This is a genomic window from Streptococcus suis (assembly GCF_002964045.1).
GTDB classification, from domain to species: Bacteria; Bacillota; Bacilli; order Lactobacillales; family Streptococcaceae; genus Streptococcus; species Streptococcus suis_U.
This window is the reverse complement of the sequence record NZ_POPB01000434.1, coordinates 1-20,900: the sequence shown is the minus strand read 5'-3', so window position 1 is coordinate 20,900 and position 20,900 is coordinate 1. Positions and strand designations below refer to the sequence as shown.

Sequence of the window (20,900 nt, the reverse complement as noted above, 5' to 3'; positions counted from 1 at the left end):
TAATGAGTTGTTTAGTCGCTTTTCATTATAGGTCATATGGGACTTTTTTTCTACACTCAAAAAGGCTCCATAATCTCCACGGTGGATTTACCCACTACAGAAATTATAGAGCCGCTTTATCATTATAATAATGATAAAATAACTAGAAAGTCATGAATATATATAAACAGTATATCACAACACATATAGTTCGGCTGGATTTCATCAAAATCACCTTAAATCTTTCTATGTTTTTTATTAACTAGCTAGTTTTTGTCTAGACTCTTTTTAGTAAATAATAGCAAAATATAAAGTTAAAAAGCAATAAATAACAAAAAAAATAGAAAATACTTGCAATTCTGCTACAATTTGATAGAATAGTAAGGTAAAGTTAGACCGTATTGCCTACTGTCTATCTATAAAATATATTTTATTGGAGGCTTTTACCAAAATGGCAAAAGAAAAATACGATCGTAGTAAACCACACGTTAACATTGGTACAATTGGACACGTTGACCACGGTAAAACTACTTTGACTGCAGCTATCACAACTGTATTGGCACGTCGCTTGCCTTCATCAGTTAACCAACCTAAAGACTATGCGTCTATCGATGCTGCTCCAGAAGAGCGCGAGCGCGGTATCACAATCAACACTGCACACGTTGAGTATGAAACTGAAAAACGTCACTATGCTCACATCGACGCTCCAGGACACGCGGACTATGTTAAAAACATGATCACTGGTGCTGCCCAAATGGACGGTGCGATCCTTGTAGTAGCTTCAACTGACGGTCCAATGCCACAAACTCGTGAGCACATCCTTCTTTCACGTCAGGTTGGTGTTAAACACCTTATCGTCTTCATGAACAAAGTTGACTTGGTTGACGATGAAGAATTGCTTGAGTTGGTTGAAATGGAAATCCGTGATCTTCTTTCAGAATACGATTTCCCAGGTGATGATCTTCCAGTTATCCAAGGTTCAGCTCTTAAAGCTCTTGAAGGTGACTCTAAGTACGAAGACATCGTTATGGAATTGATGAACACTGTTGATGAGTACATTCCAGAACCAGAACGCGACACTGACAAACCATTGTTGCTTCCAGTCGAGGACGTATTCTCAATCACTGGTCGTGGTACTGTAGCTTCAGGACGTATCGACCGTGGTACAGTTCGTGTCAACGACGAAATCGAAATCGTTGGTCTTCAAGAAGAAAAATCTAAAGCAGTTGTTACTGGTGTTGAAATGTTCCGTAAACAACTTGACGAAGGTCTTGCCGGCGATAACGTTGGTGTGCTTCTTCGTGGTGTTCAACGTGATGAAATCGAACGTGGTCAAGTTATCTCTAAACCAGGTTCAATCAACCCACACACTAAATTCAAAGGTGAAGTTTACATCCTTACTAAAGAAGAAGGTGGACGTCACACTCCATTCTTCGACAACTACCGTCCACAGTTCTACTTCCGTACAACTGACGTAACTGGTTCAATCAAATTGCCAGAAGGTACTGAAATGGTAATGCCTGGTGATAACGTTACTATTGACGTTGAATTGATCCACCCAATCGCCGTTGAACAAGGTACTACTTTCTCTATCCGTGAAGGTGGACGTACTGTTGGTTCAGGTATGGTTACAGAAATCGAAGCTTAATTCGATTGAGTTCCCAGATATAACAATTATTTGTCAGACAACAAAAATTGTAACTCTCCACTTTCGAGTGGAGAGTTTTTCTGTAAGTATTCATAAAATGCACAGAAATTCTTTAATCTTAGCTAAGTTTATGCTATAATGGACCTTGTAAAATAAAATAGAAGAGGTATGTGAAATGTCACGTAAACCAATCATTGCCGGTAACTGGAAAATGAACAAAAACCCTCAAGAAGCGCAAGCTTTCGTTGAGGCAATTGCAGGAAAATTGCCTGCTGGCGACAAAATTGAAGCAGCTATCGCAGCTCCAGCTGTAGATTTGAACGCTCTCTTGTGGTTCGCTAAAGATTCTGAATTGAAAGTTGCTGCTCAAAACTGCTACTTTGAAGATGCTGGTGCCTTCACTGGTGAAACATCTCCAAAAGTATTGGCTGAAATGGGTGTGAACTATGTTGTTATCGGTCACTCAGAGCGTCGCGATTACTTCCATGAAACTGACGAAGATATCAACAAAAAAGCACACGCAATCTTCCGAAACGGTTTGACTCCAATCATCTGCTGTGGTGAGTCGCTTGAAACCTATGAAGCTGGTAAAGCAGTGGAATTCGTAGGTGCACAAGTTTCTGCAGCTTTGAAAGACTTGACTGCTGAGCAAGTTGCGTCACTTGTGATTGCATATGAGCCAATCTGGGCAATCGGTACTGGTAAATCAGCTACTAAAGATGATGCACAAAACATGTGTAAAGCTGTTCGTGACGTTGTTGCAGCTGACTTCGGTCAAGAAGTGGCTGACAAAGTTCGTGTTCAATACGGTGGTTCTGTAAACCCATCAAACGTTGCTGAATACATGGCTTGTCCAGACGTTGACGGTGCACTTGTTGGTGGTGCTTCACTTGAAGCAGAAAGCTTCTTGGCATTGTTGAACTTCTAAAAAGTAAAAATCCATTCGCTGATGCGAATGGATTTTTTGAATTCAAAACCAATAAACTAGCTGGTGTTTGTCTTGTTGTTATCTTCTGAGTATTTTTTTCAACAATTGAAGGGTTTTGAATTTGATAGGGTTTGGATAATAGCGGAAGGTTCCCATTTTTCTAACTATATATCCGTTAAAGTTTTGTTTAAAGCGGAGAACTCCATCTGAACCATCGAAATCACCAGTAATTCCCAGGAAATTGTATAGTGGAATACGTTTATCTATAGTCTGTTGCATAGCGTATTCTTGTAATAGGTATGGAGCGTTAAATTGTTTAAATTGAGGATAGAATCCTCCAAAAAGGTAGCAGGTTTCTTGCTTCGTGTAGATAATTAGGTTGGAAGCTATAGCTGTGTCACCTGTATACCCTTTCGCTAGAAAGGTCTGTAGCTGTTCAAGTAACTTCTCGATTTTTGAAAGTTTATTTTTTTCCATAGAGAGCTTAGTTTGAATTTTCTTAGAAGTTAGATCTTTTTCCAATTGATATATTTCTTTCTGGACAAGTCCTTTCTCTATAGTTAATTGTTCTGAGTACTCTTTGAAATTGATAGTTGCCACTAAGAATTCGACATTATTTTTGAAACAATCATAGAAATCTTGGTAGTAATCTAACTTTTTATTTTGATATCCTCTTCTTTCTGAAGTTGCATCTTGAATATCCTTAAAGATACTCAGTTCCTCCCTTTTTAGTGGGCGAATAGTGATAGGATAACTATATCCTTTTTTTATAAGACGTTTTCCATTTGAATTAAAACTAGAAATCAGGTTAGTTTTATCCAAATTTGTTAAGTCTTTTACAAAGTGCCAGACTGGCTCACCATTTGGATAACCAGTTTGAAGTCCATCATGTGTGAAACCTAAGTGTGTTAACAGGTGAATGTTTTTTGGATTTTCCGTGTTGAGTGGATACCCTTGTTTATCAAAGGTTTGATAGGTTTGATAGGGCTTGACTACTAATTCCAGAACCCCATGTGCGTGTGCGTAGTCTTTTAAGGCACGATAGAAATCCTGGAGGTAGGCTTCATCTAGGCAGACTGGTCCAGAGTTGAGTTCCATATAGAGACCGCCGGTCATTGCTTTACTGAAAGCGAGTGCAGCAACCTTATATTGGTCATTGGTACGATAAGCTAAAAAATGAGTGTTGAAGCCTCTCTTTTTTAACAAATCAGCCATCTCAACGGACTGTAGAAATGATTTTTCACTGGCTACTTGAATAATCTCTGAGAATTCTTCGGCTCTTAATTCGATTAGTGACATAAGTGCTTGTTCCTTAATTGTTTTATTAATGTGTATAATTTACTGGACAGTGAGTACAGCAGGGTGTTGACTGGCAAGTTAAACTCACCAATATATTCTTCAATCATTGGATTGAAATTAGACTTGAATTTGGTTAGACCATCGTCAAGGCTACCTTCTACACCACCCATATTTGCCCCAATAATTCCATCTGCGTAGGTGTCCTCAAATACTTTTGGGTAAAGTGAATACTGAGGATAGAATTTTTTGAATTCGTCGTTCATGCCTGCATACAGCATTTCCATTACATTTCCAAAACGGATAGAGAGGATTCCTGCGACAATCAATTCTTCTGGATAGTCATGGACGAATTGTTCAAATTCTTGAATATACTTAACAACAGAGTTTTTTTGCTGGGTTAGTTTTGTGAGACGTTTTTTCTGGTGTTCAGCTGTTTCCGATAAATCTTTTTCAATTTGTTGGAGCTGTTCTTGATATTCTGCTAGACGTTTTGGAAGGTTGACCTTGGCAAGGTGGAGATAGGCATCGTCGCCATATGTTTCCATCATTTTTTGGAAATACTCCTTGCTTCGGAGAGCCACTCCTTTACGACTTTCAGTTAAGGCGACAACCTCAGCGAATGCTGGGACATCTTTAAGGCTACCTCTAGTAGTGATAACTCCACGTGTAGTAGCATCTTTCATCAGTCGCTTGGTATGTTTGGGAAAAGTTGCAACAATGTCAGCATTTGTATAAACGTTGGCTTGGAAACGGGGCTGGATACTTTCGGAAATATCCATTGTTCGCCCTATCCACTCCGCACCTGCTTGTGTCAACACTTTGATGGCGTGCAGGGTAGCATCTATTTCTTGGGTATTTTCTCCGAGTTTATATTGTTTCAAGAGAAGGGCAGGATCAAATTTGACAAATAGAGCACGCTTGGTCTTACCGTATTTTTTAAGAGTTTTTAGCACAAATTCAACAAGAGCAACATCGCTGTAATCCATAATAGGACCACGTGGAATATAGAGTAGTGTGAAACCGAGTGGCAGAGGACGAATGAGAATGCTAGCACTAGCGACCAGTTGACCATCTTTGTAAAAACCGATTCGTTCATTTCCCCAGTTGTCTTTAATTTTAGCCCAAGATGAGCTTTGTAATAGGTTGGTTTGTGGACTAGCCTTGGCGAATTGATCATGTTCTTCAGGGCTGATTCCAACTTGATATGTATACATTAATTTAATACCCACTCTCTGAGAGCATGTGCTACACCACTCTCGTCGTTTGATTTAGTGATGTACTTGGCAATTTTCTTAAGTTCTGGATTGCCATTTTCCATGACAACGGGATTGCCAACGACTTCTAGCATTGGGCGGTCGTTTTCCTGATCACCGATGGCCATGGTTTGGTCCATTGTCAGACCTAATTTTTCAGCTAATTGGATGATAGCCTGTCCCTTGTTAACGGTTTTAGGTGTGATTTCCAAATAAAATGGTGCTGATTTTGCTACGTTGAACTTCTCGGTCAAGCTGGTTGGTAGAAGTGGAATAGCAGCATCAAGAATTTCTGGCTCATCAACCATCATTGTTTTGATAATTTCCTTGTCAGCCATTTCTTCCGGAGTGCGATAGAAAATGGGTGCACTTACTAGTGTTGATTCGTAAATGGTATATTTACCGATGTTACGGTTGGCAGTATAGATACCCTCCTTGGTGCTGGCGTGCATTGGGAGCTTGAGTTTACGGGCAGCAAATTCAATGTCTAGATAATCCTCATAAGTCAAGGTATCTTTGACAATATCCTCACCAGTTGCTGCATCTTGGACTAAGCCACCGTTAAATGTGATGACGTAGTCACCTGCTTCTGTCAGATTGAGTTCTTCTAAAATTGCTTGAACACCGGAAATTGGGCGACCTGTGGCAATGATAATTTTCACGCCTGCTTTTTTTGCGTCCTGAATGGCTGAAAAGACCTCAGGTGTGATTTTATGTTGGCTGTTCAGAAGGGTGCCATCAATATCTATGGCAACGAGTTTAATTGACATGTTTTTCTCCAGTAATAAAATGATCGTTGTGAATATGGCTAATAAATTCAGCCGTTTGAAGGGCGAAAATGCCAGTTTCTTCTAGCATTTCTTTGGGGAAATAGAAGCGACTATCTCCGTGAATAGTCCCGGATAAGGAATGGACAATTGGTGATAGAGAGGAAAGCTCTACTAAAGTTTCATCTTTACGATAAATTTCAATCTGTGTCCGTTTCTTTTCAGCATTTGGACGGTAAATATCATAAGGTAGGTCGAAATTATGATGAATAGCCGTATAATAATCAGGGTCAAAGCCTACTTCCGTTACTAGCCTGCGTAAGCATTCCAAGGCATTCTCGTCCTCTTTCTTGAAGGTGATCGATTTGAAAACTTTTCGATTGATATAACGATGAGCTAGGTCAGATAAAATACGGTCAGGACCGTCAATCCAGGATTGGAAATAGGTATTCATGACTCCGTCATCCAAGGCTAAGTAATCAGGCAGGCTTACCTGTTGTTCAAAGAATGGCACCAGTCGAGGTGATGTTCGAGCAAAAAAGTCTTTTTGGTTGGAATAGAGTAATTTAGCCCGATTGAGTAAATTTTGTAATAAAACTTCCATTGAGCGACTGGCTGGGTGGAAGTAGACCTGCATATACATCTGATAGCGACTGAGAACGTAATCTTCGACCGCATGCATACCAGACTCTTTGAAGGCAATGCCGTTTTCAGTTGGGCGGATAACGCGCAATATTCTGGTCAGGTCAAATTCACCATAGTTGGCTCCTGTGAAATAGGAATCCCTTAACAAATAATCCATACGGTCCACATCAATCTGGCTAGAAATCAGTTGAACGACCTGTTTGTTGGGATAGGTATGATTGATGACACTAGCGACCTTGTCTGGAAAATCAGGAGAAACTTGTTTTAATAGAGCATTGATTTCTGTTTCTGGGCTAGTGATAATAGCACAAGTCATTTCCTCGTGATCCGTATCAAATAGGCGTTCAAAAGTATGAGAGTAGGCCCCATGACCAATGTCATGTAAAAGGGCAGCAACCATTGTTACTAGGCTCTCAGCAGGATTCCATAAGTCGGGATACTTTTCTTCAAATTTTAGGGTTATTCGTCGTGCAATTTCATAAACACCTAAGCAATGCGAAAAGCGGCTATGCTCGCCACCATGGAAAGTATAGGAAGTTGTTCCCAATTGCTTGATGCGGCGTAGTCGCTGGAATTCCTTTGTATTGATAAGCTTGTAAATCAATTCATGATCTACATGAACATAGTTATGGACTGGATCACGGAATACTTTTTCAATCATAACTTCAATTATAGCAGAAATGGGAAGAGATTGCTGAGTTTATCCAACTTTTCACCAAATGATGTTTACGGATAACAAACTTTTGATATAATAGAGGAATGACAAATCAATACATTTTATTAGTTATTCAAATCTTCATAGTAGGTTTGATTCTTTGGATGCTTTATACGATTCTATCCTATGCGAAAAAGCATAAGATATCTCTAACTGAAAAGTTTTGGACTGGATTTGGTATTGGCTATATAACCGATTTGCTAGATACCTTGGGGATCGGAACGTTTGCAACGACAACGACTATGTTCAAATTGACAAAGTTAGTCGAGGATGATCGGAAGATTCCTGCTACCATGACCACAGCTCATATCATTCCAGTTTTGGTAGAAGCTCTGCTCTTTATTACCATAGTGGAAGTCGATATGGTCACGCTACTTGCAATGGCTACTGCAGCATTTTCAGGTGCCTTTATAGGGGCAAGGGTAACGCAAAAATGGGATACCAAAAAAGTTCAACGGATTCTGGGTATCTTGTTGATAATTGCAGCCTGTTTCATGGTCTACCGGATGATAACCAACCCTGGAGCAGATCTTACAAATGAAATAAAAGGCCTAACTGGTTGGAAACTAGTTGTTGGAATTGCCTTTGACTTTTTAGTGGGTATGTTGATGAGTATGGGACTTGGAAACTACGCGCCAGAATTGATTTTCTTCTCATTGATGGGAATTAGTCCTGCAGTTGCACTACCAGTCATGATGTTGAATGCAGCCATGATTATGACAGCGGGTGCCAAACAATTTATCCAATCTGGGCGTGTCAACTGGCCAGGAGTACCAGGTATTATTGTTGGTGGAGTTTTAGGAGTCTTGACAGCGGCCTTCTTTTTATCTAGTTTAGATGTGAATAATTTGAAGATTTTAGTAGTCTTTATCGCTTCTTATACTGGATTAACTCTTTTACGTTCTTCACTTGTCAAATCAGTCAAATAGTAAGGGGTTAAGATGAACATTCGTTTGCAAAATGAAATTGATTTAGATGGGCAATTGGAAGTGATAGACCAGACCTTTCCAGTAGAAGTGAGGGTAAAAGATGGGAAGCACTATCTCATTTATCAAAACGAAGAGGAAGAAAAGGTTGTTATCAAATGTGATGAAGAAGAACTCGTCATGACCCGCTTTTCTAATCCCAAGTCTATCATGCGATTTATAAAAGAACAAGAAGCAATAGTGACCATTCCAACACCAATGGGAATTCAGCATTTTGTCACACAAACCAACTTGTATGAGCTGAGTGCTGAACAGCAAGAACTAGTCCTCCATTATGATTTAAATGGACTGGAGAATCAACAAAAATTTGCTAGCTACAAGATGAAGATTAGCTGGAAATGAAAAACGTTTTCATAGAAAATATTCTTTGAAATTCCTCAAAAGTTTGTTATAATAGTTAGCAAATCGAGGGAGTAGCTAACGGAATTTTCCGTGGTAGTGTCGTCATTCCGAAAATCGTTTCCGGCACTATCTTAAATAGCGAGACTTGTTTTAATAAAGCAGGTCTCTTTTTTATTGTAAAAGGTAGAAAAGGGGCCGAAAAGGAGAAGGAAATTGTCAAAAGAACAAAAACGCGATTTGTTTTATACACAAAGCGAAGAGCAAGTATTGTCAAGCATGGAGTCTTCTTTAGATGGTTTGTCTAGCACCGAAGCTAGCAAACGTCTAGCGGACTATGGTCGTAATGAATTGGATGAGGGTGAAAAGCGTACACTCTTGGCAAAATTCTTGGATCAGTTTAAGGACTTGATGATCATCATCTTGATTGCAGCAGCACTCTTGACGGTGATTACAGAAGGTTCGCACGGTTTGACGGATGCCATCATCATCTTGGCTGTGGTTATCCTTAACGCTGCCTTTGGTGTGTACCAAGAAGGTCAAGCGGAAGCCGCTATTGAAGCTCTGAAGAATATGTCAAGCCCTGTTGCGCGTGCCCTTCGTGATAGTCACGTTGTAGAGGTTGATTCTAAAGACTTGGTTCCAGGCGATATCGTCTTGCTTGAGGCAGGTGACGTTGTTCCAGCGGATATGCGCTTGCTAGAAGCCAACTCCCTCAAAATCGAAGAAGCGGCCCTTACAGGTGAATCTGTACCGGTTGATAAGGATTTGTCAGCAGTTTTGGCTGAAGATGCACCAATCGGTGACCGTGTCAACATGGCTTACCAAAACTCAAACGTTACTTACGGACGTGGTCTTGGTGTGGTTACAAACACAGGTATGTACACGGAAGTTGGTCACATCGCAGGCATGCTTGCCAATGCAGATGAGACAGACACGCCGTTGAAACAAAACTTGCACCAATTGTCTAAGGTATTGACTTATGCAGTATTGGTCATCGCTGTGATTACAATGGCTGTTTCAGTATTTGTACGTGGCGAAGGTATCTTGCCTGCTCTTATGACATCTGTAGCCCTTGCGGTTGCGGCTATTCCAGAAGGTTTGCCAGCAATCGTAACTGTTGTCCTTTCTCTTGGTACACAGGTCTTGGCAAAACGTAACTCGATCATCCGTAAGTTGCCAGCCGTTGAAACACTTGGTTCAACAGAAATCATCGCTTCAGATAAAACTGGTACTTTGACCATGAACCAAATGACGGTTGAAAAGGTTTATACAAATGGTCAATTGATTGATGCAAAAGAAACTTTGGATGCAAGCAATACAACGCTTCGTGTAATGAACTTTGCCAACGATACAAAAGTTGACCCAACTGGTAAATTAATCGGTGACCCAACTGAAACGGCACTTGTTCAATTTGGTTTGGATCAAAACTTTGATGTTCGTGAAGTCTTGGTTTCTGAGCCTCGTGTGGCTGAACTGCCATTCGACTCAACACGTAAATTGATGTCAACTGTTCACCAACAAGCTGCTGGAAACTTCTTTGTAGCTGTTAAAGGTGCCCCAGACCAATTGCTCAAACGTGTAACGCAAATTGAAGAAAACGGTACAATCCGTCCGATTACCGATGCGGATAAACAAGCCATTCTTGCCACTAACAAGGACTTGGCTAAACAAGCCCTTCGTGTCTTGATGATGGCATACAAGTATGTTGATGCTATTCCTGAATTGGAATCTGACGTTGTTGAAAACGACCTTGTCTTCTCAGGTTTGGTTGGTATGATTGACCCTGAGCGTCCTGAAGCAGCAGAAGCTGTTCGTGTTGCTAAGGAAGCTGGTATCCGTCCAATTATGATTACAGGTGACCACCAAGATACAGCTGAGGCAATTGCAAAACGTCTTGGTATCATCGATCCAAACGATACAGAAGACCATGTATTTACAGGTGCAGAGCTCAATGAATTGACAGATGAAGAATTCCAAAAAGTCTTCAAGCAATATTCTGTATATGCTCGTGTATCTCCAGAACACAAGGTTCGTATCGTTAAGGCTTGGCAAAATGATGGTAAGGTTGTTGCCATGACTGGTGACGGTGTTAACGATGCACCATCATTGAAGACTGCCGACATCGGTATCGGTATGGGTATCACTGGTACGGAAGTTTCGAAAGGTGCTTCTGATATGGTCCTTGCAGATGACAACTTTGCGACTATTATCGTTGCGGTGGAAGAAGGACGTAAGGTCTTCTCAAACATCCAAAAAACCATCCAGTATCTCTTGTCAGCTAACACTGCTGAGGTATTGTGTATCTTCCTTGCAACCCTCTTTGGTTGGGACGTATTGGAGCCAGTTCATCTTCTTTGGATTAACTTGGTAACAGATACACTTCCAGCGATTGCCCTTGGTGTTGAACCTGCTGAGCCAGGTGTTATGCAGCACAAACCTCGTGGTCGTAACTCAAGCTTCTTCTCAGGTGGTGTCTTGAGCTCTATTGTCTATCAGGGTATTCTACAAACAGCATTGGTACTTGGTGTCTATGGTTTTGCACTGCTTTACCCAGAACACAGCACTTATGAAGAAATTCATGCAGATGCTCTTACGATGGCATATGTTACTCTTGGATTGATTCAGTTAGTACATGCCTTCAACGTTAAGTCTGTTTACCAATCTATCTTTACCGTTGGTCCATTCAAGAACAAACTCTTTAACTGGTCTATCGTAGCTGCCTTCTTGCTCTTGATGGCAACTGTTGTGATTCCAGGATTCAACACCTTCTTCAAGGTTTCAATCTTGACACCAACTCAATGGATGGTAACAGTAATTGGTTCAGGTCTCATGGTTGTCGTTGTAGAAATTGTTAAATTTGTACAACGTAAGTTGGGCTTGGATGAAAAGGCTATCTAATATAGTTATTCAGCTTATCTTTTATTACTTCGTTAACTCGCCTTGCCGTACTTCAGTACAGCCTGCGCCTCGTTGCCTTGTACTAAAAGCAAACTGAAGACTATATCATTTGAAAAAGCTCAGATTTAGTGGTCTGAGCTTTTTTCTGTACTGATAAGGTATTTTGGGAAGATTACTTGTCCCAACAAAGTGATGGCTAGTGCTAGTATGGAGAGGATTATTTTGACAAGTGCTGGTAAGTCAAACAGTAAGACAATGGGAATGATAGCTAAGCTGAAATAGTGGAGAATGAAGTAGTTGGCATTTTCCTTGATTTGAATCCGATCGTTTTGTTTAACTGGAATGGCTGATTTTTTATCTCCTCGCACACCAAGTGTAGCCGTTGGATTTTGAAGGGGCAGGCTAAGAATTTTTCCTTGGGTAAGGGTTCCAGCGATTTTCCCGTCCATTAGAATGGGAAGTTTGTTAGTGGCAGATTGTTTGGGATTTTTTGGATAAGAAATCGTTACACGCATGGGACACCTCTTGCAAATTTCTAATTTTATTGTAGCAAATCCGAAAACGAAAGTAAATGAATTTTGTGTCTTGGTTTTCCTGCAATACTTGATTGAATTTTGATAAACTGCTATAATTTTTGTGAGTGAGGTTATATATGAATTATCTGCAAAATTATGTATTTAGTAAGAGTAGTTATTTGCCATCTGATAAGTTGATTCTTCTTCAGAAAGAGTTAGAGGATTTAGATGAGGGTGCTTTGAATGCACTGATGATGGTAGACATGCGCCAACCTTTGGTTGCTTTGGTTTTAGCCATATTCTTTGGCGAGTTTGGAGTTGATCGATTTTATATTGGGGATAAGAGGCTGGGATTAGCCAAGTTGATAGCTTTTGGAGTATCGTTCATAACCATGTTTATTCTAATCGGTTTTCTGTTATTCATGGGCTTGTATATTTGGAAATTCATTGACTGCTTTTTGATTATGAAGGCTTGTAAGGAAGAAAATTATCAGCGATTAATGAATCAAATCCATCAATATAAGGCTTTTAAGTATGGTCGTCAGACTTTTTCATAGAGTAGACAATTGAGAAGGAGTGGAGGATATGTATTATCTTCCATTTTCTGTTTTTGTGCTTGTAAAGTACTTGTAATAAGTCTTGGTGATTGTCATAGAAGTGACATTTTACTAGTAAGCATTTATGATATAATGGTAAAATATGCTAGAAAGGAGGAGTAATAATGCAGACAAGAAAAATAAGTGTGTTTTTATTTTTTACCTACCTCCTTTTATTGACTTGGATGATTGTTTTTAAATTTGATCTGAGTATCTTATATGGTCGCTATGGCTTTGCTAGTATAAACTTCATCCCTCTGGCAGGGACAGCCGTCTATAATGGAGTTTTGAACTTCCCAGAAATTCTGTTCAACATAATTAGTTTTATTCCATTTGGGATTTATATGGAAATGTTGTTTCGTAAGGCATCGTGGACACTGAATCTATTTGTCATCATGCTAGTTAGCTTGGCTTTTGAAATCATACAGTATTTCCTCTTGCTTGGTGTTGCAGATATAACGGATCTGCTGGCAAATGGATTTGGAGGAGCAATCGGCATTAATATCATGTATGTATTGACAAGTATTTGGCATGAGAAGGCCTATGCTCGGATGAATGTTTTTTGCCTATTATTCACTTTGTTTGTTATGTTAACAACTTATTTCTTTGTGTAAATCTTGCCAAAGCTATCATCTTTTTGCTAAAATGAATGTAATGAATATCAAAGAAGAGATTATTAAATTATCTCAGGAAATAGGAATTTCCAAGATTGGCTTTACCACAGCGGATGATTTCGATTATTTGGAGAAATCACTTCGTGCTAGTCAGGAAGAAGGGCGTTCGTCAGGCTTTGAACATAAGAATATCGAAGAACGTATTCGTCCTAAACTGTCTTTATCATCTGCCAAGACCATTATTTCTATTGCGGTAGCCTATCCTCGTCACTTACCTGTCAAACCGCAGAAAACTCAGTTCAAACGAGGTAAAATAACGCCGAATTCCTGGGGCTTGGACTACCACTATGTCATACAGGACAAGCTAGAACGTTTGGCTCGTGGGATTGAGCAGTTGATGGATGGTTTGGAATATAAGGCCATGGTGGATACAGGAGCCTTGGTGGATACTGCTGTTGCCAGAAGAGCTGGAATTGGCTTTATCGGTAAGAATGGGCTGGTCATTTCTAAGGAATTTGGTTCCTATATGTTTTTGGGTGAGTTGGTGACCAACCTAGAAATTGAACCGGACCAGCCTGTGGATTATGACTGTGGCGATTGCAATCGCTGTGTTGCAGCTTGTCCGACGTCTTGTTTGTTAGGGGATACGACCATGAACGCCCGTCGCTGTCTATCTTTTCAGACACAGGATAAGGGTATGATGGACTTGGAGTTTCGTAAGAAAATCAAGACGGTCATCTATGGTTGTGATATTTGCCAGATTTGTTGTCCTTATAACAAGGGAATTTCCAGTCCTCCAGTGGTGGAGATCGACCCTGATTTGGCTGAGCCTGAGCTGATTCCATTCTTGGACTTGTCCAATGGGCAGTTCAAGGAAAAATTTGGTATGATTGCTGGTTCTTGGCGGGGGAAAAATATTCTCCAACGCAATGCCATCATTGCCTTAGCCAATAGCAATGACCGCTCTGCCATTCCCAAACTCCTAGAAATCATCGATAAAAAACAAAATCCGGTCCACATGGCGACGGCTATCTGGGCTTTGGGGCAATTGGTCAAACAGCCTAATGAAGAAATGGTAGACTTTATTGCGGGAATTCAATCGGACAATGAGGATGTCTTAGCGGAGCAAACAGCCTTTCTCAACATGGTAAAGAACCTGCAAATGTGATATAATAAAGATTATGAATAAAAATGAGGTGTATATGGATACAGCAGAAATTCGCCAAAAGATTGAAGAACTTGGCAAAAAATTAACTTCTTTTAGGGGGTCTCTTTGACTTAGAAGGTCTGGAAGAAGAGATTGCCATTCTTGAGAACAAGATGACGGAGCCAGATTTTTGGAATGATAATTTGGCAGCCCAGAAGACGTCTCAGGAGTTGAATGAATTAAAAAATACTTATGGAAATTTCCATCAGATGTTGGATTTATATGATGAATCCGAAATTTTGCTAGATTTTCTAGCAGAAGATGAGTCTGTTCGGGATGAACTGGTTGAGAAGTTGGCAGAATTGGACAAAGCCATGACTGCCTATGAGATGACCCTGCTCTTGTCAGAACCTTATGATCACAATAATGCAATCTTGGAAATCCATCCAGGTTCGGGTGGTACAGAGGCTCAGGACTGGGGTGAAATGCTCTTGCGGATGTATCAGCGTTTTGGAAATGCCAAGGGTTTTACAGTTGAAACCTTGGATTATCAGGCAGGGGATGAGGCAGGTATTAAGTCCGTAACTCTAAGCTTTACTGGGCCAAACGCCTATGGCTTGCTTAAGTCAGAAATGGGTGTTCATCGTTTGGTACGCATCTCACCTTTTGACTCAGCTAAGCGTCGTCATACTTCCTTTACATCTGTAGAGGTCATGCCTGAATTGGACGATACCATTGAAATTGAAATCCGAGATGATGAAGTGAAAATGGATACCTTCCGCTCAGGTGGTGCTGGTGGACAGAACGTCAACAAGGTCTCAACAGGTGTTCGTTTGACCCACATTCCGACAGGAATTGTGACGCAGTCCACAGTTGACCGTACCCAATATGGGAACCGAGACCGCGCCATGAAACTCTTGCAGGCTAAATTGTATCAATTGGAACAAGAGAAGAAAGCGGCAGAGGTCGACTCGCTCAAGGGTGACAAGAAAGAGATCACTTGGGGAAGCCAGATTCGTTCCTATGTCTTTACGCCTTACACAATGGTCAAAGACCACCGAACAGGTTTTGAGGTAGCTCAAGTGGACAAGGTGATGGATGGAGACTTGGACGGTTTTATTGACGCATATCTAAAATGGCGAATTAGCTAAGAACTTATATTTACAAGTTAAGTGCTTATAAATTAGAGATCATTTTTCGCTAATCAAGGCAGTTTTTGAGGGAATGCTGACTGTATTTAAAAAAATTAAGGTTGCGTGACTGAAAAACTAGCTTTTGACAAAAGCGCTGAACTGTGAGTACTGGTTCTCAAATCTAAAGAAAGGACTGTCTAAGACAGAAAATCCTATGGGAATTATAGAAATGAAAGATGTTTCCAAAAAATATGGAAACGGAACGACTGCCCTCAGGGGTGTATCAGTCAATGTTGAAGCAGGGGAATTTGCATATATTGTGGGTCCTTCTGGTGCAGGTAAATCAACTTTTATCAAACTTTTGTATCGTGAGGAAAAACTAGATAAAGGTAGTTTGAAAGTGGGAAGATTTGACCTCTCTAAAATTAAAAAGAGAGATGTTCCACTTTTACGTCGTAGTGTAGGTGTCGTCTTCCAAGACTATAAACTTTTACCTAAAAAGACAGTCTTTGAGAATATTGCTTATGCCATGGAAGTTATTGGTGAAAAACCACGTAATATTAAGAAACGTGTTATGGAAGTTCTTGATTTGGTAGGATTGAAACATAAGATTCGTTCATTCCCAAATGAGCTTTCTGGTGGTGAGCAACAGCGGATAGCCATTGCGCGTGCTATTGTCAACAATCCTAAAGTATTGATTGCTGATGAGCCGACTGGTAACTTGGACCCTGAGAATTCATGGGAAATCATGAACCTCTTGGAGCGTATTAATTTGCAGGGTACCACTGTATTGATGGCGACCCATAATAGCCAAATTGTAAATACCCTTCGTCATCGTGTTATTGCAATCGAAGACGGTCGATTGGTACGGGATGAAGAACAAGGAGAGTATGGATACGATGATTAGACGATTTTTTAGACACTTTATTGAATCACTCAAGAGTTTAAAACGAAATGGTTGGATGACCGTTGCTGCTATTTCATCAGTAACCATTACATTGGCCATGGTTGGTTTGTTTACTTCTGTGATTTTGAATACGGCAAAGCTTGCTTCTGACTTGGAACAAAATGTTCGAATTAATGTCTATTTACGTGCAAATTCGACTGATCAAGCAGAAACGATTGTCAATGAAGCTGGAGAAACAGTTGCCAATCCGGATTACCAAAAGGTTTATAATCAAATCACTGCTTTAGAAAATGTCCAATCCGTAACTTATTCAAGTAAGGACGAACAGTTGCAAAAGCTTACAGCAACCTTAGGAGATACTTGGAATTTATTCCAAGGTGATGCCAACCCTCTATATGATGCTTATATTATTGATACGACGGATCCAAGCTATGTTAAATCTGTAGCTGCAGAAATTGCAAAAATTGATGGAGTAACTGAGGTTCGAGATGGCGAAGTAGAGACAGAGCGCATTTTCAAGTTAGCTGATTTAGTTCGAACTTGGGGACTAGCTGCAACAGGCTTACTCCTCTTTACAGCTATTTTCTTGATTTCGAATACCATCCGTATCACAATTATTTCGCGTAGTCGTGAGATTCAAATTATGCGTCTGGTTGGTGCTCGAAATAGCTACATCCGTGGTCCATTCCTTTGGGAAGGAGCTTGGGTTGGAATGCTTGGAGCAATTTTACCAGCTGCGTTATTGTATTTCCTATATCAAATGATATATAATTCAGTCAATGCCAGTCTTGCAAGTCAAGATCTTTCACTCATCAGTCAAGACATCTTTATACCAAGTATGATTGGTGCCTTGTTTGTGATTGGTATTCTCATCGGTTCACTTGGTTCAGTCATTTCTATGAACCGCTATTTGAAAATTTAATGACAATAAAAGGTCCGCACTGTTGATAGTGGCGGACCTTTTGTGTTTGGTTAGGAGTGAGAATGATGTGAGGAGTCTCTCATTTCTTGCTTAATGGCGCAGTCACAGGAACATTCACCACAGGAACTTTTTCCCTTGAGCAGACTTCGGACGGCTAAAATGAATAGAACTATAATGATGAGAAAGAGAACGAGTGTTGGCATTAGTATTCTCCTTTTTCTAATTTTTTCAGGGTGACGATTGGTAAAAGATGGGCTGGTTTTTTCAGTAGGCTATAGATTGCTGCCAGCAACAAGAGAATGGCAATAAGTGTCCAGGCACTTGGACCTTGTCCATAGAACAGTACAAGTCCCAGTTGGTAGATAACCAGGCTCGTCGTGTAGGCCAAGCCTGTTTGGAAACCGATAGCAATCCAGGTCCATTTAGCTTCTCCCATTTCACGATGAATGGCACCGATAGCTGCGAAGCAAGGAGCACAGAGGAGGTTGAAAACCAAGAAGGAATAGGCAGACAAGGCTGTGTAGTCTTCTTGTAGAAGTCCCCATAGTTGTAGGTTTTCCTCAGTAGTTTCGCCAAGGCGGTAGAGAATGCCAAAGGTGGCAATAACTGTTTCCTTGGCAAGAAGTCCTGTAATGGCTGCAACAGTTGCCCGCCAATTTCCAAAACCAAGTGGCTGGAAGAGGAGGGAGAAACTGCGCCCAATAGCAGCCAAGATACTCTCTTCTGTATCCACTAGTTGCAAGTTCCAATTGTAAGAGCTGGCGAACCAGATGACGATATTGGTCACGAAAATGATGGTTCCAGCTCGTTTAATAAAGCTCAAAGCCTTGTCAAAGGCGTAGCGGAGAACTGTTTTGAGTTCTGGTAGATGATAGGAAGGCAATTCCATGATAAAGGGGCTTGCCACACCACCCAGTTGCTTGGTCTTTTTGAGGGCCATACCAGATAGGACAATGGCTCCCATTCCTACAAAATAGGTACTCGGTGCTATCCAGGGATTATCTGGGAAGAAGGCACCAGCAACTAAGGAAATAATGGGCAGTTTAGCGGAACAGGGCATAAAAGTGGCTGTCATGATGGTAATTTTTCGATCCTGTTCATTTTCGATGGTGCGACTAGCCATGACACCTGGAACACCACAGCCAGTGGAAATCAGCATGGGAATGAAGGATTTACCTGACAAACCAAAGCGTCTAAAAATCCTGTCCATGACAAAGGCGATGCGGCTCATGTATCCAATATCTTCTAACATTCCCAGACAGAAAAAGAGGACAAAAATTTGTGGAACAAATCCTAAGATGGCACCACATCCTGCCACAATGCCATCAAGAACCAGAGATTGTAGCCAATGGTCAATGCCAAAAACATCCATATAGTGTTGGATATAATTGGGTACTAGTTCACCGAACAATACCTCATTAACCCAGTCTGTTCCCATGGTGCCGACAGTTTGGATAGACAGGAAGTAGGTCAGCCACATGACTACAGCAAAGATGGGCAGGCCTAGAAAACGGTTGGTGACCACTTGGTCGATTTTGTCTGATAGGTTAAAGCTGTTTTCGCTTTCCTTGGTAACCAGCTCGGCTATCTTTTCAATCAATTGGTAGCGTTGGTTAACAATAATGGCTTCCACATCATCTGCGTAGATTTTTTCCAAAATCGCAATTATGTCAGCTAAATCTTCTTCCTGTTGAGCTGATAGGGTTAGTTGCTCAATGATAATTGGGTCTTGTTCCAGTGCCTTAATGGCAAAGAATCGTTTTTGGTATTCTGGAATTTCGTCTGGCAACAGGTCAAATACTTGTGATAAAGCTGCTTCGAATTGCTTGTCATATTGGGGGAAAATTGGTTCTGTTTGTTGATGAGAACATTTTTCTACTTCATGTAGTAACTGTGGAATACCTAGTTTTTTAAAGGCACTGATTGGTTGGACTGGGGCACCTAATTGATAGGCAAGTTGGTCGTAATGGATTGAGCGCCCTTGTTGTTTCAAGGCATCGGTCATATTTAGGGCGATAACAGTAGGAAGGCCCATTTCTAATAATTGCAGCGTTAAATAGAGATTGCGTTCCAGGTTGGTTGCATCGACGACATTGAGAATGACAGCTGGTTGATTGGTTGTCAGATAATCTCTAGCTACCCGTTCTTCAGGTGTGTAGGGAGAGAGTGAGTAGATACCGGGCAAGTCTTGCAGTAGTAGCTGTTTTCGATTTTTTATCGGGCCAGATTTTCTTTCAACTGTAACACCTGGCCAATTCCCAACCCTTTGGTTGGTTCCAGTTAAGAGGTTGAAAAGTGTGGTTTTTCCACTATTTGGGTTGCCGGCAAGTGCGATGTGTTTTGTCATTCTGTCACCTCGTTTGTGCTTCGGACGCCAATCATTTGAGCTTCTGATTTGCGAAGGGTTAGTTCGTAACCCCGAAGTGTAATTTCAATCGGGTCACCAAGTGGAGCAACTTTTTTAAGAAATACTTGTGTGTTTTTCGTGATTCCCATATCCATCAACCGTCGTCGCAGCTCACCAATTGCCCAAATTTCTGTGACAATTCCTGTAGTGCCAACGGCTAAATCAGATAGGCTAATCGTTTCATCGTTCATCGGTTTTTCAACTAGGACCAGTGCTTCAATAATTCCCTGATCTAAGGCGATTCGACTCGATCTAATTTGAAAAATGGCATTGGCTTTTGTTTTTGAAATGATGCGAATTTCTACACCAAGATTCAAACCTAAGTGTGCCAAGTGTTTGCGAATTTCATCTGTTAGCTGACAATCTTGGACAATATAGGACTGTCCGATTTGAAGATTTTGCAGTTTCATATCATTACCTTTGTGATTTTTCTAACAATAGTATAGCATAGTTGTTTAAAAAAGTCAGACAATTTTTAGAAATAGATGTTACATTTTAAAATAAGTGTTGACAAATAGATATAATATGGTAAACTAATAAAGTACTGCTGGTTTAGCTCAGTCGGTAGAGCGCATCCATGGTAAGGATGAGGTCGCCGGTTCAATCCCGGCAACTAGCATCGAAAACTATCGAAAGACCTTGTTTGACAAGGTTTTTTCTTATTTTTGTCCTAAAATCGCCCCTATTGTCAAAAAATCCCTTGACATGAATGTTTATTATGGTAGAATAGGGCTTAGAAATATGAAAGGAGTAAAACAAATGATTAAGCAACTTGTCCTTCAACAAGCTATTTTTTATCATACACTCCTTTCTAAGCAGGAAAACAAGGCTCATTGATAAACTTATGAAGTTTTTAATGGGCTAGACTCTGGGATAGTAAGATAATCAAGCATGTTTAAGCATGTTTGATGGGATTCATCACGGATTTTCAAGAGTCAGTCTATTTTTGTGGACTTTAAGCTATGCCTAGGTGGAGTTTCAAACACATCCAGGCTTTTTTGTGCTTAGGAAGGAAGGATTTTAAGAATCTGTATTTCTCAATGAAGTGTTTCAAAAGGGAGAGTATTTAGTTGTCAAACTTGTTTTTATCGTCATTTAGACAATATGTAAAGACCCCCAGTTGAGAATTCGTGGATTTACCTGTACACTAGAATAAAAAAACAATCAACTTCTAACAGGAATTATCACACTCAATTGGA

The 20,900-nt window shown here is 40.5% G+C and carries 18 protein-coding genes and 1 tRNA gene; 12 read left to right on the top strand and 7 right to left on the bottom strand.

What is annotated here, in order from left to right; all coding sequences use genetic code 11:
• Positions 1-430 precede the first annotated feature (430 nt).
• Positions 431-1,627: an elongation factor Tu gene (gene tuf / locus C1E99_RS11200; RefSeq protein ID WP_012775011.1), complete on the top strand. Its 1,197-nt coding sequence runs from the start codon at positions 431-433 to the stop codon at positions 1,625-1,627.
• A 175-nt stretch (positions 1,628-1,802) separates the two neighbouring features.
• Positions 1,803-2,555: a triose-phosphate isomerase gene (gene tpiA, locus C1E99_RS11195; protein ID WP_004298713.1), complete on the top strand. Its 753-nt coding sequence runs from the start codon at positions 1,803-1,805 to the stop codon at positions 2,553-2,555.
• A 78-nt stretch (positions 2,556-2,633) separates the two neighbouring features.
• Here the strand turns inward: tpiA and C1E99_RS11190 are convergent, their stop codons facing one another.
• The 4 genes from C1E99_RS11190 to C1E99_RS11175 are packed head-to-tail and all read right to left on the bottom strand — an operon-like array spanning position 2,634 to position 7,180.
• A complete protein-coding gene (locus C1E99_RS11190) occupies positions 2,634-3,854 on the bottom strand; it encodes an aminoacyltransferase (RefSeq protein ID WP_105207594.1) in 1,221 nt (406 codons plus the stop codon).
• Entirely contained in the window at positions 3,845-5,068 is a 1,224-nt protein-coding gene (locus C1E99_RS11185) for an aminoacyltransferase (protein WP_105207593.1), read from the bottom strand. The genes C1E99_RS11190 and C1E99_RS11185 overlap by 10 nt, the downstream gene beginning before the upstream one ends.
• On the bottom strand, positions 5,068-5,877 hold the full coding sequence (gene yidA, locus C1E99_RS11180; RefSeq protein WP_105207592.1) for a sugar-phosphatase: 810 nt from the start codon (positions 5,875-5,877) through the stop codon (positions 5,068-5,070). The genes C1E99_RS11185 and yidA overlap by 1 nt, the downstream gene beginning before the upstream one ends.
• A complete protein-coding gene (locus C1E99_RS11175; protein ID WP_105207591.1) occupies positions 5,867-7,180 on the bottom strand; it encodes an HD domain-containing protein in 1,314 nt (437 codons plus the stop codon). Before C1E99_RS11175 ends, yidA begins: the two co-directional genes overlap by 11 nt.
• Positions 7,181-7,278: 98 nt before the next feature.
• Between C1E99_RS11175 and C1E99_RS11170 the strand changes: the two genes are divergently transcribed.
• From C1E99_RS11170 to C1E99_RS11160, 3 genes are all read left to right on the top strand, one after another.
• Positions 7,279-8,163 (top strand): sulfite exporter TauE/SafE family protein, encoded by an 885-nt coding sequence (locus C1E99_RS11170; protein WP_105107357.1) that lies wholly within the window; start codon positions 7,279-7,281, stop codon positions 8,161-8,163.
• A 12-nt stretch (positions 8,164-8,175) separates the two neighbouring features.
• Positions 8,176-8,562 carry a DUF1934 domain-containing protein gene (locus C1E99_RS11165; RefSeq protein ID WP_105207590.1) on the top strand — a complete coding sequence of 129 codons (387 nt, stop codon included), beginning with the start codon at positions 8,176-8,178 and terminating at the stop codon, positions 8,560-8,562.
• 213 nt (positions 8,563-8,775) lie between these two features.
• Positions 8,776-11,460 (top strand): cation-translocating P-type ATPase, encoded by a 2,685-nt coding sequence (locus C1E99_RS11160; protein WP_105207589.1) that lies wholly within the window; start codon positions 8,776-8,778, stop codon positions 11,458-11,460.
• 125 nt (positions 11,461-11,585) lie between these two features.
• Here C1E99_RS11160 and C1E99_RS15005 read toward each other — a convergent pair whose 3' ends face one another.
• A complete protein-coding gene (locus tag C1E99_RS15005) occupies positions 11,586-11,975 on the bottom strand; it encodes a hypothetical protein (RefSeq protein WP_162840725.1) in 390 nt (129 codons plus the stop codon).
• A 137-nt stretch (positions 11,976-12,112) separates the two neighbouring features.
• Between C1E99_RS15005 and C1E99_RS11145 the strand changes: the two genes are divergently transcribed.
• The 6 genes from C1E99_RS11145 to ftsX all read left to right on the top strand — a co-directional run bounded on the left by C1E99_RS11145 (position 12,113) and on the right by ftsX (position 17,294).
• Positions 12,113-12,532: a TM2 domain-containing protein gene (locus tag C1E99_RS11145; protein WP_105207588.1), complete on the top strand. Its 420-nt coding sequence runs from the start codon at positions 12,113-12,115 to the stop codon at positions 12,530-12,532.
• Positions 12,533-12,696: 164 nt separating this feature from the next.
• Positions 12,697-13,185: a VanZ family protein gene (locus C1E99_RS11140; RefSeq protein WP_105207587.1), complete on the top strand. Its 489-nt coding sequence runs from the start codon at positions 12,697-12,699 to the stop codon at positions 13,183-13,185.
• Between the two features lie 40 nt (positions 13,186-13,225).
• On the top strand, positions 13,226-14,353 hold the full coding sequence (gene queG, locus C1E99_RS11135; RefSeq protein ID WP_105207586.1) for a tRNA epoxyqueuosine(34) reductase QueG: 1,128 nt from the start codon (positions 13,226-13,228) through the stop codon (positions 14,351-14,353).
• Positions 14,354-14,387: 34 nt separating this feature from the next.
• Positions 14,388-15,483 (top strand): peptide chain release factor 2 gene (prfB, locus tag C1E99_RS11130; RefSeq protein WP_105207585.1). Its coding sequence is split into 2 segments (ribosomal slippage): positions 14,388-14,459 and positions 14,461-15,483, totalling 1,095 coding nucleotides; the frame shifts between segments, so codons are not numbered across the junction.
• A 196-nt stretch (positions 15,484-15,679) separates the two neighbouring features.
• On the top strand, positions 15,680-16,372 hold the full coding sequence (gene ftsE / locus C1E99_RS11125; RefSeq protein ID WP_105107350.1) for a cell division ATP-binding protein FtsE: 693 nt from the start codon (positions 15,680-15,682) through the stop codon (positions 16,370-16,372).
• Entirely contained in the window at positions 16,365-17,294 is a 930-nt protein-coding gene (gene ftsX / locus C1E99_RS11120) for a permease-like cell division protein FtsX (protein WP_161943202.1), read from the top strand. Before ftsE ends, ftsX begins: the two co-directional genes overlap by 8 nt.
• Positions 17,295-17,496: 202 nt before the next feature.
• Here ftsX and feoB read toward each other — a convergent pair whose 3' ends face one another.
• Both feoB and C1E99_RS11105 read right to left on the bottom strand, forming a co-directional pair.
• Positions 17,497-19,641 (bottom strand): ferrous iron transport protein B, encoded by a 2,145-nt coding sequence (gene feoB / locus C1E99_RS11110; RefSeq protein ID WP_105207584.1) that lies wholly within the window; start codon positions 19,639-19,641, stop codon positions 17,497-17,499.
• The gene (locus C1E99_RS11105) at positions 19,638-20,111 is read right to left on the bottom strand and encodes a FeoA family protein (protein ID WP_105107346.1); all 474 of its coding nucleotides are present in this window, start codon (positions 20,109-20,111) and stop codon (positions 19,638-19,640) included. The genes feoB and C1E99_RS11105 overlap by 4 nt, the downstream gene beginning before the upstream one ends.
• Before the next feature lie 136 nt (positions 20,112-20,247).
• Between C1E99_RS11105 and C1E99_RS11100 the strand changes: the two genes are divergently transcribed.
• Positions 20,248-20,320 (top strand) — tRNA-Thr (locus tag C1E99_RS11100).
• Positions 20,321-20,900 lie beyond the last annotated feature (580 nt).

Bases quoted from the DNA above. Each gene is read 5' to 3' on its own strand.
- tuf (WP_012775011.1), top strand. From the start codon at position 431: ATGGCAAAAGAAAAATACGATCGTAGTAAACCACACGTTAACATTGGT.
- tpiA (WP_004298713.1), top strand. From the start codon at position 1,803: ATGTCACGTAAACCAATCATTGCCGGTAACTGGAAAATGAACAAAAAC.
- C1E99_RS11190 (WP_105207594.1), bottom strand. From the start codon at position 3,854: ATGTCACTAATCGAATTAAGAGCCGAAGAATTCTCAGAGATTATTCAA.
- C1E99_RS11185 (WP_105207593.1), bottom strand. From the start codon at position 5,068: ATGTATACATATCAAGTTGGAATCAGCCCTGAAGAACATGATCAATTC.
- yidA (WP_105207592.1), bottom strand. From the start codon at position 5,877: ATGTCAATTAAACTCGTTGCCATAGATATTGATGGCACCCTTCTGAAC.
- C1E99_RS11175 (WP_105207591.1), bottom strand. From the start codon at position 7,180: ATGATTGAAAAAGTATTCCGTGATCCAGTCCATAACTATGTTCATGTA.
- C1E99_RS11170 (WP_105107357.1), top strand. From the start codon at position 7,279: ATGACAAATCAATACATTTTATTAGTTATTCAAATCTTCATAGTAGGT.
- C1E99_RS11165 (WP_105207590.1), top strand. From the start codon at position 8,176: ATGAACATTCGTTTGCAAAATGAAATTGATTTAGATGGGCAATTGGAA.
- C1E99_RS15005 (WP_162840725.1), bottom strand. From the start codon at position 11,975: ATGCGTGTAACGATTTCTTATCCAAAAAATCCCAAACAATCTGCCACT.
- C1E99_RS11145 (WP_105207588.1), top strand. From the start codon at position 12,113: ATGAATTATCTGCAAAATTATGTATTTAGTAAGAGTAGTTATTTGCCA.
- C1E99_RS11140 (WP_105207587.1), top strand. From the start codon at position 12,697: ATGCAGACAAGAAAAATAAGTGTGTTTTTATTTTTTACCTACCTCCTT.
- queG (WP_105207586.1), top strand. From the start codon at position 13,226: ATGAATATCAAAGAAGAGATTATTAAATTATCTCAGGAAATAGGAATT.
- ftsE (WP_105107350.1), top strand. From the start codon at position 15,680: ATGGGAATTATAGAAATGAAAGATGTTTCCAAAAAATATGGAAACGGA.
- ftsX (WP_161943202.1), top strand. From the start codon at position 16,365: ATGATTAGACGATTTTTTAGACACTTTATTGAATCACTCAAGAGTTTA.
- feoB (WP_105207584.1), bottom strand. From the start codon at position 19,641: ATGACAAAACACATCGCACTTGCCGGCAACCCAAATAGTGGAAAAACC.
- C1E99_RS11105 (WP_105107346.1), bottom strand. From the start codon at position 20,111: ATGAAACTGCAAAATCTTCAAATCGGACAGTCCTATATTGTCCAAGAT.